This is a genomic window from Pedobacter lusitanus (assembly GCF_040026395.1).
GTDB classification, from domain to species: Bacteria; Bacteroidota; Bacteroidia; order Sphingobacteriales; family Sphingobacteriaceae; genus Pedobacter; species Pedobacter lusitanus.
This window is the reverse complement of sequence record NZ_CP157278.1, coordinates 4537761-4556039: the sequence shown is the minus strand read 5'-3', so window position 1 is coordinate 4556039 and position 18279 is coordinate 4537761. Positions and strand designations below refer to the sequence as shown.

General features: G+C 38.7%; 19 protein-coding genes. 1 reads left to right on the top strand and 18 read right to left on the bottom strand.

All coding sequences use genetic code 11. The features are described from left to right. Nucleotides 1-25: 25 nt before the first annotated feature. From PL_RS19390 to PL_RS19340, 11 genes are all read right to left on the bottom strand, one after another. Nucleotides 26-1261, bottom strand: a complete 1236-nt coding sequence (locus tag PL_RS19390) for an MFS transporter (protein ID WP_041882664.1) — start codon at nucleotides 1259-1261, stop codon at nucleotides 26-28. Between the two features lie 26 nt (nucleotides 1262-1287). After that, the gene (locus PL_RS19385) at nucleotides 1288-2130 is read right to left on the bottom strand and encodes a glutaminyl-peptide cyclotransferase (RefSeq protein WP_052496330.1); all 843 of its coding nucleotides are present in this window, start codon (nucleotides 2128-2130) and stop codon (nucleotides 1288-1290) included. Nucleotides 2131-2250: 120 nt separating this feature from the next. After that, entirely contained in the window at nucleotides 2251-2472 is a 222-nt protein-coding gene (locus tag PL_RS19380) for a hypothetical protein (RefSeq protein ID WP_041882663.1), read from the bottom strand. Between the two features lie 63 nt (nucleotides 2473-2535). Further along, nucleotides 2536-3609 (bottom strand): endonuclease/exonuclease/phosphatase family protein, encoded by a 1074-nt coding sequence (locus tag PL_RS19375; protein ID WP_041882662.1) that lies wholly within the window; start codon nucleotides 3607-3609, stop codon nucleotides 2536-2538. Between the two features lie 127 nt (nucleotides 3610-3736). Continuing rightward, nucleotides 3737-5053, bottom strand: coding sequence for a Na+/H+ antiporter NhaA (gene nhaA, locus PL_RS19370; RefSeq protein ID WP_041882661.1), 1317 nt, complete (start codon nucleotides 5051-5053; stop codon nucleotides 3737-3739). 36 nt (nucleotides 5054-5089) lie between these two features. After that, nucleotides 5090-5812: a class I SAM-dependent methyltransferase gene (locus PL_RS19365; RefSeq protein WP_041882660.1), complete on the bottom strand. Its 723-nt coding sequence runs from the start codon at nucleotides 5810-5812 to the stop codon at nucleotides 5090-5092. 3 nt (nucleotides 5813-5815) lie between these two features. After that, nucleotides 5816-6292: a VOC family protein gene (locus tag PL_RS19360; protein WP_041882658.1), complete on the bottom strand. Its 477-nt coding sequence runs from the start codon at nucleotides 6290-6292 to the stop codon at nucleotides 5816-5818. Nucleotides 6293-6586: 294 nt separating this feature from the next. After that, on the bottom strand, nucleotides 6587-7114 hold the full coding sequence (locus PL_RS19355) for a hypothetical protein (RefSeq protein ID WP_052496329.1): 528 nt from the start codon (nucleotides 7112-7114) through the stop codon (nucleotides 6587-6589). Nucleotides 7115-7207: 93 nt separating this feature from the next. After that, on the bottom strand, nucleotides 7208-8917 hold the full coding sequence (locus PL_RS19350; RefSeq protein WP_082035941.1) for a PAS domain-containing sensor histidine kinase: 1710 nt from the start codon (nucleotides 8915-8917) through the stop codon (nucleotides 7208-7210). Nucleotides 8918-8996: 79 nt separating this feature from the next. Continuing rightward, a complete protein-coding gene (locus tag PL_RS19345) occupies nucleotides 8997-9203 on the bottom strand; it encodes a hypothetical protein (protein WP_041882657.1) in 207 nt (68 codons plus the stop codon). Nucleotides 9204-9408: 205 nt separating this feature from the next. Then, nucleotides 9409-9594: a hypothetical protein gene (locus PL_RS19340; RefSeq protein ID WP_041882656.1), complete on the bottom strand. Its 186-nt coding sequence runs from the start codon at nucleotides 9592-9594 to the stop codon at nucleotides 9409-9411. A gap of 331 nt (nucleotides 9595-9925) precedes the next feature. On the opposite strand from PL_RS19340, the gene PL_RS19335 reads away from it, so the two are divergent. Next, entirely contained in the window at nucleotides 9926-10585 is a 660-nt protein-coding gene (locus PL_RS19335; protein ID WP_041882654.1) for a metal-dependent transcriptional regulator, read from the top strand. A gap of 61 nt (nucleotides 10586-10646) precedes the next feature. On the opposite strand, the gene PL_RS19330 is transcribed toward PL_RS19335, so the two are convergent. The 7 genes from PL_RS19330 to PL_RS19300 form a co-directional block, all read right to left on the bottom strand. Next, complete coding sequence (locus tag PL_RS19330; RefSeq protein ID WP_041878963.1) at nucleotides 10647-12296, bottom strand: M28 family metallopeptidase; 1650 nt, start codon at nucleotides 12294-12296, stop codon at nucleotides 10647-10649. A gap of 61 nt (nucleotides 12297-12357) precedes the next feature. Beyond that, on the bottom strand, nucleotides 12358-13008 hold the full coding sequence (locus PL_RS19325; RefSeq protein WP_041878966.1) for an HD domain-containing protein: 651 nt from the start codon (nucleotides 13006-13008) through the stop codon (nucleotides 12358-12360). 67 nt (nucleotides 13009-13075) lie between these two features. Next, on the bottom strand, nucleotides 13076-13939 hold the full coding sequence (locus PL_RS19320) for an AraC family transcriptional regulator (RefSeq protein WP_041878969.1): 864 nt from the start codon (nucleotides 13937-13939) through the stop codon (nucleotides 13076-13078). Between the two features lie 25 nt (nucleotides 13940-13964). Next, nucleotides 13965-14798 (bottom strand): amidohydrolase family protein, encoded by an 834-nt coding sequence (locus PL_RS19315; RefSeq protein WP_041878972.1) that lies wholly within the window; start codon nucleotides 14796-14798, stop codon nucleotides 13965-13967. Between the two features lie 11 nt (nucleotides 14799-14809). Then, complete coding sequence (gene fucP, locus PL_RS19310; RefSeq protein WP_348620130.1) at nucleotides 14810-16054, bottom strand: L-fucose:H+ symporter permease; 1245 nt, start codon at nucleotides 16052-16054, stop codon at nucleotides 14810-14812. A gap of 269 nt (nucleotides 16055-16323) precedes the next feature. Further along, the gene (locus PL_RS19305; RefSeq protein ID WP_082035836.1) at nucleotides 16324-17454 is read right to left on the bottom strand and encodes a M20 family metallo-hydrolase; all 1131 of its coding nucleotides are present in this window, start codon (nucleotides 17452-17454) and stop codon (nucleotides 16324-16326) included. Between the two features lie 14 nt (nucleotides 17455-17468). Continuing rightward, nucleotides 17469-18074 (bottom strand): N-acetyltransferase, encoded by a 606-nt coding sequence (locus PL_RS19300; protein WP_052496092.1) that lies wholly within the window; start codon nucleotides 18072-18074, stop codon nucleotides 17469-17471. Nucleotides 18075-18279 lie beyond the last annotated feature (205 nt).

Genomic DNA, 18279 nt, shown 5'->3' with positions numbered 1-18279 from the left:
AGCGAACCGGAGCGTTGCAGAAGGACTACCCCTCCTGCAGCGTTTCAGCTTTTTTAATTTCACTTCGACGTAAAAACCAGTACAGCGAGAAACCAATAATCAAGGTGATAATTCCCTGCACCATTACTGTATCAGGCGTTCCTATCCACTGAGATACAGTTCCAATCAATAGACCACCCAGAGGCTGCATACCAAAAAAGGCCATCGCATAAAAGCTGATCACCCTTCCCCGCATTGCCGGATCTACAGTTGTCTGAATCAGTGTATTACTAATGGTAATCTGTGACATCATTCCAAAACCGCAGACTGCCGCAAAAACCAGAGCCACGGGATAATAGGTACTATGTGAAAACAGGACCAGCCCAATGCCGAATATGATGGTATTGACAGCAAGAATCTTTCTGAGGTTTCTGCCTGGTTTTAAAGAAGCCAGGAAAATAGCTCCGCTAAAAGCCCCCAGGCCTATGATACTATCAATCACACCAAAGGTTGATGCGGTACCTTTGAAAATGTCTTTTGCATATACCGGAATCAAAGTACTGAATGGCAGGACCAGCATGCTGATCAAAGCAAGCATAATCAGGATAAACGCAATAGAAGGAGTTCTGCGGATATACTGTAATCCTTCTTTAAGTTCTCCAAAGACATTTTTAGTATGTGGTTTTTCAATAAATGCCGGCAGTTTCATCATCAGCAATGAACCGATTACGGCAATAAAACTTGCCGCATTGAGACCAAAACAAATGTCTTCACCAAATTTCTCCAGGATCAGTCCGGCTATTCCCGGCCCGATTAACCGGGAGAGATTCACCATCGAAGAGTTTAAGGCCAATGCATTGGGTAAATCAGCCTTATTATCGACCATGTCATAAACCAGTGATTGTCTTGCCGGTACATCAAATGCGTTAATTAAGCCCAGTACCGCACTCAGGGCAATAATTTCCCAGACATTGTAGTGTTTAAAGAAAATCAGTGCTGTTAACAGTATAGCCTGCCCCATAGAGGCAAACTGTGTGATGAGCAGCAGTTTATACCGGTTATACCTGTCTGAGACCACACCTCCGAGAAAAGAAAAAACGAAAGACGGAAACATGCTTGCAAAAAGCGTAAGCCCGAGCATAAACTTGGAATGGGTTTCATCGTATACGACCCAGCTAACTGCAGTTTTCTGCATCCATGTTCCTATCAGTGAAATAGACTGACCACTAAAGTATAATCTGTAATTACGGCTTTTAAAAGCATTGAATGTACTAATATCCATTTTGTATTTAATCCGGCTCTCTTTAGTTAATCCAGCTTCAATTTAAAAATCAGCGGCCAGTTTTTACCGGTCACATATAACAGCTGGTTTGTTTTATCCCAGGCAATGCCATTCAGAACACTGTCATCAGACTTTGGCGTGTAATCCGGCGCATAATTAGACAACAGCCCAAAACAGTCAATAGTACCTGCTACATGCCCGCTGGCTGGATCTACTTTTAATATCTTTGTGGTCTGCCATTTATTAACATAAATAAATCCGTCAGCATATTCGAGCTCATTGAGCTGATCAACTGTACCTAAATCATCAGTTACCTGTATCTGACCTGTAACAGCAAAAGATTTGGGATCCAGCTTGTAAATAATAGAACTGCCTACACTGACATACAGGTTTTTCCCATCATTGGTCATCCCCCAGCCTTCATATGGCCACTTAAATGTCCCGGTAACTTTAGTCAGATCTTTCAGATCATAGACAAAAGCAATATGATTCTGATAAGTCAGCTGAAAAAGCTGGTTATTCAGGATAGTGATTCCTTCGCCATACATTGTTTTATCTTTAAGCGGGAATCTTTTTTGCACCTTACCGGAAGCTGCATCTGCAATGGATATAAATGAGTTTTCAAAGGTTCCTGTTCCTTCGTAGATTTTCCCTTTGTTCAGTTCAAATCCTTCTGTATAGGCAGCAGTATCATGAGGTAAAGTACCCACTACTTTATAGGTCAGGTTTTTAGGAGACGGTCTCTGGGTAGTATCTGTTTTAACGGAGTCTGCTGATGCTGTAGTGTCTTTTGTTCCTTCTTTTTTATTTTGGCAGGAGGCAAAGGCCATAACAAGGCCCAGTGCCAGTACTTTATAATTTTTATACATGAAATTCTTTGTTTCTGCTTAGTGTGAAATATGCAGGAAATATATAAATTATTCTGCTGTGCGATGAAAAATAAAAGGCTGCCTCATAAGAGACAGCCCGATATTGCTTAAATAAAGATCTTATTCTTCTTCTTTTCTGGGTGCAAAACCTTTATCCACATCTAAAGTGTATGCAGCTTCTGAAGATTGAGATGCTTGTTTCAGGTTCTCTACTTCTGTAGCCTGTGTATCTGCTTCGGATGCAGGAATAGCATCTATTCCATCGGATTGTACATCTTGCTGACTCAACTGATCATCTTCTTCTTCGTTATTAAACGGTGTATTATTTTCTGTAATAATCATAATCTTCAGGTTTTATGATAAAACAAATTAACAGGCAGCTTGTTTCAATTCTGCTGATTAAATCTACTCTGTTATGATTTTAAAATTAGCCAGCACTCCTTTATGATCTGATGGCCAGATCCCTTTGGGTTTCAGGAAAGGATCATACTGATTGGGATCTTCAAATCCATTACCTCTGACGATAGATCCGGACGGCCCCACCACAATGACATCTTCAAGAGAAATTCGTTTATCCTGATTATAATATATAAAATCTATACGATCTCTTTCATCTGCATCCGGTGCCCAAACCAAACTGGATAATTTAGCATCCTTATTAAAAGCTGCCCAGGTAAAGCCCGGATATTTTACCGGATCTGGATATTTTACCCTGTAGGCATCCTTGTAGCCTTTGTTTTTTAAGGCTACACTATTTTGCCAGGGTACTATAGTACCGTTATGGTCAAACAGATTCCTGGTTTCTGCCGTCCAGTCCAGATGGGATGGTTCATTAAAATCTCCACCAAGAATAATAATATTTCCTTTTTTCTGCTCATTATCAGCATCTGCAATAAAAGCACTGATAGCTTCATCCCGCTGAGATGCCAGGTTCTGTTCAAGTATTTTAGTAACATCAGTCACCGGAGCAGGAAGTTTTTTCCAGGTTATGCCATCATAACCTCTGGGCAGATAACAGGCATAATGCGTATAATCGATATGCGCTGAATATACGGCAACGTTTATAGCAGGAGTGATTTGTAAAATAGCTTTATCAAAAGCACCGGAGTACATCCCTGCGGTGAATGCCGTGATGGGAAATTTAGAGAGGATACCAACGTTATCATCATAAAATGAATAAAAGGTTACCCCTTTTGCCTTTAGGGCAGCCACAATACGTTCATTAAACTTAGTACCGCTATAATTACGGACTTCACTCAGGGTAACTACATTGGCTTTGGATTGTAAAATCACTTCTGCAATGGCGTCAAATCCCCCGGTTAGCATCGTACCTTCCTGCCAGATATTTAACTGTAATACATCGACGCTTAAGGCAGCTTTGCCAGGCAAGGTGGGCTTAAAATCACCCGGATTAACTTTACATTGACTGAATAACAGGACAACGAGCAGCATCGCTGCATAAGAAAGACTTTTTTTCATAGTAGATTGGTTAGATAGAGAGAAATTATCCTTTAATTTCTACTGCAATTTTACCTTTTACTTTGTTAAATAAGTATAAAATCTATACTATCTGATTATACCAGTCTTATTTTTCTTTACGCTGCAATTAAGCTTTTTTAAAGCATTTCAGCATAGTAATTCCTAAAACACCTGCAATCAGCGAGGCAATGAGAATACCATATTTAGCCTGTTCAATAAATTCGGGGTTTTCAAAAGCGAGATTGCTGATAAATAAAGACATCGTGAAACCTACTCCTGCCAGTAAAGCTACTCCGGTAATGTGTTTCCAGTTGGCCTGATCGGGTAATTGTGCCAGTTTTGTTTTTACCATTAACCAGGTAAATAAAAGTACTCCGGCAAACTTACCAATGATCAAACCGCTGATTACCCCGATGCTTACCGGATTAACCAGCGCGGTAAAGAAATCAGCTCCTATAACTATTCCGGCATTAGCCAGTGCAAAAAGCGGCATAATCACAAAAGCAACCCAGGGATGCAGTGCATATTCAATTTTTTGCAAAGGAGTTTCAGCAGCCAGTGTCAGCTGTTTTACCTGCTCTATTGTTCTATGTTGTTCAGAAGTTGTTAATAAACCACCATTTGGAATCTCCTGTTCAAAGTCAAAGGATAATTTCCTGAGATTCTCAGAAAAATTGTTCTCATTGATTTTAGTCACCGCTGGAATAGTAAAGGCAACCAGTACACCGGCAATTGTTGCATGTACGCCTGATAACAAAAAGCCAATCCATACTGCTATCCCTATCAGCAGATAAAAAGCACTGCTCCGGATACCTAATTTATTACCTGCAATCAATATCAGCAGAAAAATAGCTGCAATACCCAGTGGTACAAAATTCAGATTACTGGTATAAAAAAATGCAATTACCAAAACGGCTCCAAGATCATCTGCTACAGCCAGAGCTGATAAAAACACCTTTACAGAAGCTGGAATATGTTTTCCGGCCATGGAAAGCAAGGCCAGTGCAAAAGCGATATCGGTGGCCATTGGAATACCCCAGCCATGTTCTGAGTCCAGCCCTTTATTGATACAAAAGAATATAATTGCCGGAACCAGCATACCGCCAAGGGCAGCCATCATCGGTAAAGAAGCCTTCTTCAGGGTAGATAACTCTCCCTCCATAAATTCTCTTTTCAGCTCCAGTCCTATCACGAAGAAAAATAAGGCCATCAGCCCGTCATTAATCCAGATATGAAGCGGCTTATTCAGCATATATCCATCAAAACCAATAGAGAACTTGATATCCCACAAATGATGATAAGATTCATGAAATGGAGAATTGGCCCATATAATAGCAACAAGCACACTCAGAAACAGCACTATACCTCCGGTATATTCAAGGTGAATAAATCTGCTGACCGGGGCAATAATTTTTTCGATTGGTGATTTTGGTATTAATTCCATAAATGTCTGATAAACCCAAAAATAAGGTTTATAATCCTATTTTACACCACCATATGCGGCAAAACATGAGTTTTTATGCAGAATTTCCACGTTTTTGAAGCCTGTTTTCTTCAATAATTCCAGTTGATAATTTACTGATCTCGGGGTATCTTCGTATGCAATATAATCGAATACCTTTTCACGATATTCAACTCCGCCAAGCGTTTCCAGATATGCTCCGTAATAGTCTTTAAAGAGCTGGGTAACTGCTGGTGAATCATGAGTGATCAGATCAGAAATCCAGATACTTCCGCCTGGTTTCAGTGCAGCATACATTTTGCCAAAGACCAGTTCCCAGTCTGCATCATCCCTGAGATGATGAAAAACTGCAGCAGCAAGAATAATATCAAAATGATTATCCTTTAACTCCAGAGACCGCATATCAGCCTGTATGGTGGTAATTGTTCCGGCTGTCTGTGCTTCTACTCTTTGCCGTGCTTTTTCCAGCATAGGCAGACTCAGATCATTTAATGTACAGTTCAGATTACTGACTTTACTTAACATTTTCAAAGTATAATTCCCTGCCCCACAACCAACATCAAGGAGTTCAGTCGCTTTGGGATTAGTATATTTTGCAGCATCAGTACAAAGCTCCATAGTCAGCGGAGCATCTATAGTTGTCAGCTGTCCGGTATCCAGGTTGGAAAACCTTTCAACATCATGATCAAATCTTGTTCTGATTTCGTCTGTTGTTGCCCATTTCGAATAGTCTGTATTCATATCTTATTTTTTCAAGCTGATCTCATCATTTACTTCTATCCAGTGTCCGTCAGGATCCTGAAAATAAATCTGTTTCACACCATCGACTCTTAAAGTCGGAGCTTTGGCCGTGCCCGGCCAGTTCGTATATTCAATTTTTGCCAGATCCAGCATCTTTATAAAATCGGTTATAGAAGCAACACTAAAACACAAATGTTCATTCTTATCATGAGCTATAGTTTGTTTTGCCCCCTGGATTAAATGCATTTGTCCTGCAGCACCCATTGTAAACCAAATATGCTTCCCATCTTTAAATGGTTCTTCAATTTGCTGAAGATTCAGCACTTTTTCATAAAACGAAGCACTTTCGTTCAGATTTGTTACATAAACAGCAATATGATTAAGTACCGCACGCTGCTTTACAGCACCTGTTTGTGCGGCGGATCTGTATACAAAGCCCGTTAAAAAAAACAGAGCCAGCAAAAAAACACGACGTTTCATAGCGTATAATTAAAAAAAGAAATATTGGCTTAAAAAGACAGCTGAACCTGAAATATAAAAAGGCCGGGCATTGTTCAGTCTACCCGGCCCCGTGTCATCAATTCATATGAACTGGTGGTGTCATAAGGACAATACAAATATAAAATATCTTTAGAATTAAACAACAAAAAATTATGTTAATTACTTAAATTTCAACTAACTATATTTAATAAAAAAGATATAAAGGTGTTTTATTCTCCTTTGATAAATTGTTTTATTGCTTTAAAAGCTATTATTTAACTCAGAGGTTCTAAATTACCCCTCTCTTTTTACATAAGTCTTGTTACCATTTTTATTGATATAATATTTTCCACCACGCGGGCCGGTAAGGATTTGTTCTCCATTAGGTCCTGAAAGACTTCTGTCTACAGTTGGTTTATAATCTTTTGCTGCTGGTGCAACTGCTGCCTTAGGCGCTTTAGGTGCTTTGGTAACTGTAGTTTTTGTTTCTTTTACTACCGGAGCTACTGGTGCAGCTGGTGCTGCAGGAGCCGCTTCTACAGCTTTTGTAGTAACTTTAGTTGTCTTAGTTGCTTTTTCTTTTTTTACAGCTTTTGCAGCCGGAGCTGCTTCTGCAGTCTTTTCGGTAGTTGTAGTATAACGTTTATCCGGAGTCCCGTCTTTCTTTAATTTTACAGTGGTTTTTGTCTGTTTTGAAGTGGTGTAGCGCTTATCAGGCGTTCCATCTTTTTTAACCTTAACTGTTGCAGGAGCAGCGGTTTGTGCCATTGTCAAGCTTACCCATAAACTTAATATAGCCACTAACGAAAGTAATTTTTTCATAAGATTCTTATTTAATAAAATGATTTATATACAATGTAAGAAATTGCCTATGGATTTTACAAAAAAATGTTGAGAAGTGCATTTTATTGAGATTTACACAATGGTATCCAGCCAGTGCATTGCAGAAGTTTTATCATTAAAAAACTGGATAATAATATTGCTCATAATCAGATCCACGCTCTTATCTGCTGCAAGCTGACTAAATATACTGGGTGAGTAAATCCAGGCAATATGTCTGACACCAGCTTCTGCCAGGGCAGGTAAACATTCTGTTGAAACCCAGTCAGAGGCTTCTGACCAGTTTCCCATCACATCCGAATTATCATTTAATATTTTAGACGCCTGACTTTTTTTTACCAGGTCAAGCATAATCAGGCAGCCATCCTGCACACTCACAAAATTCTGATAACCGGTCCAGTTTACGTCAAGCCTGTTTTTTTCTTCGTTAAACTGTAAATCAATCGTTTCATCCCGATAATAGCTGAACTCATCAGTACTTACTTCTGCATGTACCCGCTGATCTGTAAGTGGCAGGATAAAGTAAAAAGTAGCTCCCTTACCTAATTCACTTTCTATCCAGAAACTCCCGTTATGTCTTTTAATAATTTCAGAAGAGATAAACAGTCCCAGCCCCAGTCCGTCAAATTTCATAATCGTATTATCAACTCTGTAATACCTGTTAAAGATCTTAGTCAGGTTTTCTTTCTTTATTCCTATTCCAAAATCCTGCACAGAAACAATAATATTATTGTTAAGCACCTCTGAGCTGACAATAATATCTTTTCCTTCAGGGGAGTACTTAATAGCATTCGATAAAAAATTAAAGATTACCTGTTCTAATCTGAACTTATCGCCAGTAAAATTTACCGGATCAGATTTTTTCAATATAAAATGATGATTTGGTGCGATATTCTGCATCCCCGATACAACTTCATTTAACATTTCATGAAAAGCGAAGTCTGTATAATCATAACTCAATTTTCCTGCATTGATTTTTGAGACGTCCAGTAAATTCGCAATTAAGGTTTCAAGTCTTAAAATATTATTATTTGCTCTCTCCAAAAAATGATAAGCCTTATGATCCGGAGCAATATTTCTTTCTATCAATTGAAAAAGGGCTTTTATACTGGTCAGCGGGGTCTTCAGCTCATGACTTGCGATACTCAGAAACTCATCTTTACGGTCTGATAGTTCCTGAACGGCAATTGTAGAGTTTTCCTGCCCGGTTATATCAATGATGCTCCCGATATAACCCATAAATACCTTATCAATATAATAGGCATTTGCCTGTGCAAGAACCCAGTGCAACTCTCCTGAGGCATTCTTAATCTGGAACTTTATTTCATAAGGCTGATGTCCCTTGATCATTTTCCACCACTCCTGTCTTCGCTGATGATTTTCAGGAATTGCCATCGTTTTGATAAAACCAAAACCCAGGCTTTCTTTATAACTAATACCAGTAAACTCTATCCATTTATTATTTACATAGATACATTTCCCATCCACATCCGAACGCCATACCATAAAAGGAATCTGATCGGCAATAGTTTTAAAGCCATTTTCATGCTGCGCTGTACTAATCCCCTGCTCATTTCTGAATACCTGGTTTACCAATGTCTTTTTCTTCTTCACAGGAAAAACAACAAACAAGATCAAAACATCAAGCAAGAGCAGAATATGAAGTATTAAAATAACCTGCGGAGAGAAAAGATGAAATACACCTGAAAGGATGATCAGTAAAAGAATCAGCATCAGGAAATACAAACACCTTTTAGCTGTCACATAGGTAGTAAATAGTTTCATCGGCAGTATATCAAATGATATAATAGACTGTATGAATATAATGAAAAAATTAATTTACCAAAAGAAAGCCGGAAATTGACTATTCAAATTCAGACTGAAAGTCTTCAGAAGGAAGCTCCAGAGTTGCATCCCAGGATTGTTCCGGAGTATTAAATTCAGCGTTTCTTAACAGCCGTCTTCTGTTAACAATGTCATTAACATTTACAAAACCGTCAAAAGGAATTTGTACATAATCATCCGGAGTTTGTAGTAAACCGCCGGAGTTTCGAGTTGGTTCAGATTGCATGGAACAATAATATTTGGCTGGAAAATTTAAGCATAAATATAGAACAATTATTAACCAAACCTCTATAGATGAATAAAATAAGTAAATATTTTCACAAATAAAAAGATATGGCTCCGGGAACCACACCGAAGCCACTATCAACCTAAACCTGACTTATGAAAATTCTTATTTATTGTTTTTTAAGCCTGTAAACCGTCTAATTTCATTATAGCCGGATTCTTTCTTTTCTCTGATGGTGATCTTTCAGCAATTTAACCGCCGTTTTAAGTTTGGAAATATCCTTCATAACTATAGTGGCTTGCTTTAAATCTTTTCTCATCAGGTCTTCTTTTTTCAGAAACATTGACTTTGTTCTGATTTCATTTTCGAGTACAGTAATTGCTACTTCCATAATTTTATAAAATAGGATCAAATTTAAATTATGATATCATCAGTGAAGATAATTCTGTAGAAACTCTTCAGGGAAAATTAAATATCATCTGCTTATTTAACGCTGGTTCTGCTTAAAATCGCATACCATTTTGCAATTTTCAGCCAAACCTTCTTTCTCATTTTATCGTATGAAGAAAAAAAAATCGTATTTATTACTGTCAGCTGTTTTATTCATCTTCTTTTAGATTCATACAATTATTATTTTCGACTAGGCAAATATACATAATTAGTTTAATCTAATTTACAAGAGTAATTAATTATTATTTACTTTTGTACTGAAGAAGCTTAAAATGAAGAAAACTTACTCTGAGGAGAACTATTTGAAAACGATTTATCATCTTGGTAAAAACGAAACGAAGGTCAGCCTTAAAGCCATAGCCGATGCCCTGGAAAATAATCCAGCCTCAGTAATTGATATGCTGAGAAAACTTAAGGAAAAAGAACTGATCACTTATGATAAAATCCAGGGAGCAATTCTAACCGTTCCGGGGGAAACAGCAGCACTGGATATTATCAGGAAACATAGGCTATGGGAAGTATTTTTAGTGGAAAAATTACAATATGACTGGGATGAGGTCCATCACATTGCTGAGCAGCTGGAGCATATCCATGATGAACAACTGGCAAAAAAGCTGGATGACTTTTTAGGTAATCCTGAATTTGATCCGCATGGAGATCCGATTCCGGCTTCAAATGGAAAAATGCCTGTTTATGCAAATAAGCGGTTAAGTGAATTTGAAATTAACGAGACAGGTACTGTAGGTAGTGTCAGAGACACCTCCACTCCCTTTTTAAAATACCTGAAACAACTGAATCTGGGTCTGGGTTCCAAAATCAAAGTACTGGATAAATTAGACTTTGATCAGTCAATGGTAATTACCATTGATGATAGTGAGCCAAAAACAGTCTCCAGTAAGATGACAGATAACATTTTATTGATCACAGCATAACGATAATAAAAAAGGGGAACTATATATAGTTCCCCTTTTTTATTATCATTTCTCTTTTCTGTTATTTTTTCTCCCTGACTGCTTTGAATTCAGACCCGTTTTTCCATTTCGGATAAGTAGTCTCATTGCTTAAACGATATCCCATATCAAATAACAATCTGACATCTTCAACCATTCCGCTCCGGTCTGTAATTGCATCAAAGTTATCCTGAGGAGAATGATAACGTGATTTAGTATAATCTGCCACCTGCTTTAATCCCCATTCTCTGCCATGCAGGATATTATCAACACCTGAGCCAGTGAATAACGATGGTATACCGACCTTGGCGAAGTTAAAATGATCTGACCGGTAATAGAGTCCGGATGAAGGTACCGGATCCTTTACAATAACTCTGCCTTGCTTTTTAGCTGATACCTCTGCATAATCTTCCAGCTCTGATTGCCCATATCCATAAACGACAATATCCTTCGTTTTTCCCGCAATCCCCATCATATCCATATTAATATCCGCAACAGTTTGACTGACTGGATATACAGGATGCTTAGCATAATATTCAGAGCCAATAAGCCCCTGTTCCTCACCTGTAAAGGAAACAAATACGATAGAGCGTTCAGGTTTTTTAGCCAGCTTCCGGAAAGCTCCCGCAAGTTCAAGCAGTGCAGCGACACCTGTAGCATTATCTACAGCCCCATTATAAATAGAATCCCCATTGACTTTCTCACCTATCCCCAGGTGATCCCAGTGTGCAGAATAAATAATACTTTCCTGTGGTCTTTTCGTTCCAGGTATCACAGCCACTACATTATTGGAGACAGATTTTTTAATCGTATTGGTGATATTCAGTGAAGTGTTTAATTTCAGATCCACCGCTTTGAAACCCGGTTTACGTGCAGCAGCAAAAATAGCTTCAGACTGACCACTGAGTTTAAATAAAGATCTGGCAGTTTCCTGGCTAATCCACCCTTCGACAATCGCTCTGGACATATTATTGTCTTTTTCTTCTGCCTGCAGCTTAGATTTTGACCAGCCACTGCGCACTACAGACCAGGGATAAGCAGCAGGTCCGGTATCATGTATAATCAATATACCAGCAGCTCCCTGGCGGGCAGCTTCTTCAAATTTATAAGTCCAGCGCCCATAATAAGTCATATTCTTCCCCCTAAAAAGAGTAGAATCGGCAAAACCCGGGTCATTGATCATCACAATCACTGTTTTACCCTTTACATTTAAACCAGCATAATCGTTCCATTTAAATTCCGGAGCAACAATCCCGTAACCTGCGAATACTACTTCAGAATTATTTAAACTTACCTTAGGCTGTACTCTCCTTGTTCCCGCTACAAAACCGGTCAGATAATCTGCAGCTACTTCGCCTCCTGCTCCTTTAAATATCATTTTATTATCGGGAACAGATTTAATTTCCACCATAGGTACTTCCTGAAAATAACTGTCTCCATTTCCAGGTTTAAGCCCCAGCAGACTGAATTGCTCTTTCAGATAATTGATTGACCTGGTTTCCCCGGCAGTAAACGGTTTACGTCCCTGAAATTCATCAGAGGCCAAAACTTTAATATGACCAGCAAAACTGGAATCATTAATCATCTTTACAGCTGCGGAGTCGGGTGAGGTTATATTTTCATTTTTCTCACCCGGCTTACAGGCTGTAAAACAAGAAACTGTAACGGCTAAATAAAGGATAGTTTTCTTCATACTGATAAATTTTGTCCAATTTAAACAAATCTCAGCATTAGGGGTATGCTACCGTCCTTAATTATTCAGACCATGGTGAACACAAAATGCAGTCACAAAAGTTTTTCCGCTCAAAATTGGGAATCATATAAGCACAGACATCTGCTTTAATATTCCCAAAAGTGGTTTCTGTTTTATGTTCAAAACCTGAGAAGAAAGTCGGAATGATTTTCTTTTTAAAATCTGTTCTGGGAAAAACAGAAATAATTTCCTCCCTGTGGGCAGTACTTAATTGCTCATATCCCTCTCCCATCACATCTAAACCCACACCAGAATACATCAATGCTACTTCCGGTTCTTTGTATTCAGCAATGCCAATAGTCGTGTGGAAAGCAATTGCATCCCATACCAGTTGTAAAGCTTCTTTTGGCAGACCATGACTTTGAAGGAAATCCCGTGCTGCATTGGCACCATCTACTTCGAAACGTTTATCAGGACTTGAATATTTTTTAGTCAATCCCAGATCATGAAAAACGGAACTCACATACAATAGTTCCGGATCGTAGATAAACCCTTCCCGGTTCCCTTTTAAAGCTGAAAACAAGAAAACCCTTAAGGAGTGGTTATAAATAAAATCCGTACCATATTCACGAAGTAATTCTGTGGCCTGAGATGCAATTTTACTGTCCGGAATAACAATTCCCGCAACAGATTTCGGTTGAGTAACTGACATAATCTTTCTTTTTTATACCCACAAAATTAGGAGCATAAAAATTTCCTGAAATGTCAGAACCGGTGGTTTAAATGCCAAAACCTGTAATCTGTTTCCTATACCTTTCTGGTGGAAAAGAAGTGTTTTTCTTAAAAAAATGACTAAACTGGTAAGGATTGGAAAAGTTCAGCATGGAAGAAATTTCTTTGATAGACCTGGAACTGAACTGCAAAAATCTTTTTGCTTCAGCTACAAGCTGAAGCTGAATTATATCTTTAGCACCTTTACCCGCATGTTTTCTGCAAAGCTCTGTCAGTTTCCTGCTGGAGATATTCAGTTTTTCTGCAAAAAAAGTCACATCATGTGAAACCTGATAATTATTAGCCAGCAGATCGACAAATTTCTGATAGATCTTATGATCGTTCCGGTCAGTAATCTTTGCCAGCAAGGCGTGAAAATTAGCTATCTTAATAATCAGGATCTTCAGGAATGCAGCCAGCACATCACCCTTATTGGAATAATCAGCTGTATTAAACTCTGCGAGTATTTCCTGGAATAACCTGTTAAGTTCAGCCGCATCATCTTTCTGAAGTTTCAGATATTGATTTGCTGAAGCTGCATTAAATAAAGTAGCCTTGCAGTTATTGGAACTTGCAGGCGTTTTTTCCCAGAAACAGTCTCCAAAACAAAGACTATAAGCTTCCAGCCCCTGATTTATTTTAAATGAATAGACCTGGTTTTTAGCCAGTAAAATCAGTGTATTCGGAGAAACCGTATAACTTTCTCCATCGATCAGTAATTTACCTTTACCTTTCTTAAAAAAAAGCAACTGGTTAAAACTGATTCTGCAGCTCAGGTTCAGTTGAAAAGATTCAGCTGATAAATAAGCCGTTGAAAAAGAATCTGATAATGCAGTATCGATATCAATTGTAATAATAGCTGAGTTTGTCATCTCTTAAATCTCCCTCCTGTTAATCTTATTCATTTAGGCAGTAAAATGCCTTTGCATTCTGTCCAAAAAAAAGCTCCTGCTCAAAGGTAGAAAAAGAACTAAAATACGACTTTACCAATTGTAAAACTCTGGTATAATTTCCTGCTGCCAGACATACCGGCCAGTCTGATCCGTACATGATCCGGTTAGTTCCGAAAGCATTAACCACTACGTCCAGATAAGGAGTAAAATCATCATCTGTCCATGTTTTTAAATCGGCCTCAGTTACCAGTCCCGATATTTTACAGGATACATTTTCATTTACTGCCACCTGTTCAATCCCTTTTTTCCAATCTCTGATTTCTTTTTTCCTGATACCCGGTTTTGCCAGATGATCTATAACAAAACGCTGATTTGGAAAACGCGATACCAGTGCAGGAATAAAGGGCAGCTGATCTTCATGAATTAAGATATCATACGCAAATCCGTAATGCTCCAGCGAAGCTATGCCCCGCTGAAAAGAATTTGCCAAACATAAGTCACGCTGTTTTTCTGCCTGCAGAATATGTCTGAATCCCTTTAAAAGCTTATATTCACTATACTGATCCAGCTGATCTTTAATGTCTGTCGCCTGCAGATCTACCCATCCTACTACCCCTTTAATAAAATCAGCGGAGTCTGCCAGCTGCAATAAAAATGCTGTTTCCTCTGCCGACTGATCTGCCTGAACAGCTATACAGCCATCTATCTCATTTTCAAGAAGTAACCCCGCAAGATCTTCAGGCAGGAAATCCCTGCGGATAACAGCCATCTCCTCACCAATCCAGTCATGTCTCTCTCTGTCATACTTCCAGAAATGCTGATGCGCATCAATCTTCATCGGTCCAAATTTTAATGTGCAGTAGTTAATTTAATCTTTTTTACTTTCAGATTGGTCAGTGCAAAATAGAAAACAACTGCAAAACATAAAGCCGGTACAATATATGCCGTATGAATATTAGTCATATCAGATACTTTTCCCATCAGAACAGGAAAAACTGCTCCGCCAACAATGGCCATAATCACTAAAGAAGAGCCCTCTTTCATTCTTGACCCCAATCCGCGGATACTCAGTGAAAATATAGTAGGAAACATAATAGACATAAAAAACACAACTCCCATCAATGCATACACCGCAGCCATACCATTCATCGTTACCGCCGCAGCAATCAGGGCAATATTAATCAGGCTATAAACAGCCAGCAGTTTAGGTGGCGAAATATATTGCATTAAGAAAGTTCCGATAAACCGGCCTGCCATAAAGCCAAGCAAAGCGCCGGAAAGATATAGTGCTGCTGATTTTTCGGCGATACCGGCCACATGAGCAGAAAAACGGATAAAGAAACTACCTACACAAACCTGTGCACCAACATAAAAAAACTGTGCAATCACACCAAACATCAGATTCTTTTCCCTTAACAGCGATCCGCTTTGATTAGCATCACCTTCATGATCTTCAATTTCAGGTAATGGAGTTCTGATCAGAAAAACAGCAACCAGTAATACCACAGCACCTATAATCAAAAAGGGGATTTTAACAGACGAAGCCTCATGATTCAGATAAACATTAAGCTGCTCCGGGCTCATCGCTGCTTCTGCAGCCGGGTCAAGTTTTTCCCCTGATAGAATAAACATCCCACCTAAAAGCGGCGCCAGAGTAGCAGCAAGGCCGTTAAAAGACTGTGCAAAATTTAATCGCTGTGTAGCTCCCTTTTCATCACCCAATACAGTTATATAAGGATTAGCTGCTGTTTCCAGAAAGGCTAAACCACTGGCGATAATAAACAGGGCTACTAAAAAGAATACATAAGACCTGGTTACAGCTGCAGGATAAAAAAGAAATGCCCCGAATGCAAATAACAATAACCCCAGTACAATACCTCCCTTGTAACCAAATCTCTTCATAAATTTACCAGCAGGAATGGCGAGCAGAAAGTAAGCAATATAAGACGCAGAGTCTATAAATGCAGATTGTGTATCTGAAAGCTGACATGCTTTTTTTAAATGAGGAATAAGGATAGGATTCAGGTTTAATGCAAAGCCCCACAAAAAAAACAGGGATATGATCAGTACTACAGCGAAATGATTCTTTCTCATTCTAATCGTTTTATACGTTTTCGGTTTATATTGGTTTTTATAAAGAAAGGATGTTTTTACCAAAAAAAGCAATCCATGTTTATCCAGTTATTAAGCTATTTTAACATCCGTATCAATCAGACAGGTCTTTTTGTGCTGCCAGGTACAGTTTGACCAGGTTAATATAGCTTATTTTTCAGCATCAGCAGATTTCCCCTCCAGTTTATAAATACAAAAAGGCCCCGGTATTTTTCAAATACCAGGGCCAGCAAAAGCATCAATGAAAATCTTTATTCTCCTTTAGATCCGGGATTGTTTACCAGATAAGGAAACAACGATTCCAGTAGCTGAACATACAGATCCATTCCTTCTTTAATTTCTTCCAGATAAATGAATTCATCAGCCGTATGTGACCGGGCCGATTCACCGGGCCCCATCTTCACAGAAGGCATATCCAGCCAGCCCTGATCTGAACTGGTAGGAGAAATATACGCAGATCTTCCAATAGAAAGACCTGTTTTAACTATAGGGTGTAACTGGTTGATACACGAAGGTTTTAATACCCCCGGACGAACTGTGAATTCACAAAAAGTATGATTCTGAATAATATGTAAGAGTTCCTTTTCAGTATAAGCATCTGTCAATCTGATATCCACCGTAAAATTACATTCTGCCGGAACAATATTATGCTGTATCCCTGCATTCACTTCTGTAACCGTCATCTTAACCGGCCCCATAACTCTCGATTCAATCGGGAACACATAAGATGAAAACCACTGAATATCCTTTAACGCTCTGTATATCGCATTATCTCCCTCTTCTCTGGCGGCATGCCCCGAACGCCCGAAAGATTTACAATCCAGTACCATTGAGCCCTTTTCTGCAATGGCCATCTGCATATTGGTTGGTTCACCAACAATGGCAAAAGAAACAGGAAGAAGATCACTCAGTATACATTTAAGCCCTTTATCACCGGAGTTTTCTTCTTCGGCAGTTGCTGCCAGACAAATATTGAAAGGCAGATCTCTTCTTTTAAAGAAATGGAGGAAAGTTGCAATCAGCGAAACCAGTGCCCCGCCGGCATCATTACTTCCCAGCCCGTATAATTTGCCATCACTCACAACAGGCTCGAAAGGATTTTTATTATAAGCAGCTGTAGGGCGGACGGTATCATGATGTGAATTCAGCAGAATTGTTGGCTTGGTATGGTCAAAATGAAGATTATAACACCAGATGTTATTATGCTTTCTTAAAGTGAATACGTAATTATCCTGAAGAAATGACTCGATGAGATTAGCCGTTTTTTCTTCCTGTCCGCTAAATGAAGGTGTTGCGATAAGTTGTTTTAATAATTCAAAGGATTCTACCTGATAAGGGAAAAAAGAATCCTGATCAGTCTGATATTCAAAATCTTGTTTCATAAATAAAAGATTAATTAGCTTCTGAAAAAATACATAGGAAAATGTCTTAATACTTCGGCAGGAACAGTATCTGCCTGATTTTTTTCCGGGTCAAATAACATAGCTGTACATAAGCAGTTACATTTTTTCTTGCCTTCCAGGATGTCATAATTCACACAACTTTTACAACCTTCCCAAAAGAATTCATCATGAGTAATATCTGAGAAAGTAACCGGTTCAAAACCTAAAGCAGAATTCATCTTCATAATTGCTGCACCCGAAGTGATACTTATGATTTTTGCATCAGGATACATCATCCTTGACATTTTGAAAACTCTTTCTTTAATGGCTTTGGCAACTCCCGAATTCCTGAATACAGGAGAAACAATCAGGCCGGAGTTGGAAACGAATTTATTGTTTTCATAGGGTTGAAAATAAGCGAAACCCGCCCATTCTCCGCTGCTGGTAACAGCAATCACAGCTCTGCCATCACGCATTTTCTGTGCTATTGATTCAGGAGAACGTTTTGCAATTCCTGATCCTCTTACAATTGCAGAGGCTTCAGTCTCCCTAACTATTTCATCGGCATATCTGATATCATTTAATGTGGCAACACGCACAAATATCATTTGATTTTCCATAATTATTATAATTGTTTTCAACCATCATGGAACTATCTTCCATTAGATTTTATTTTTTCATAACCTAAACCCAAATGATATGCCCGGGGCCACAATTATCAATAAATAGCTTTTAAATACATGTCAGGGCCGATTATATTTTAAATGGCTCAGACACAATAAATCCAACCCTTCCATTTTGGAAAGGTCGGTTTTCAAATCAGCA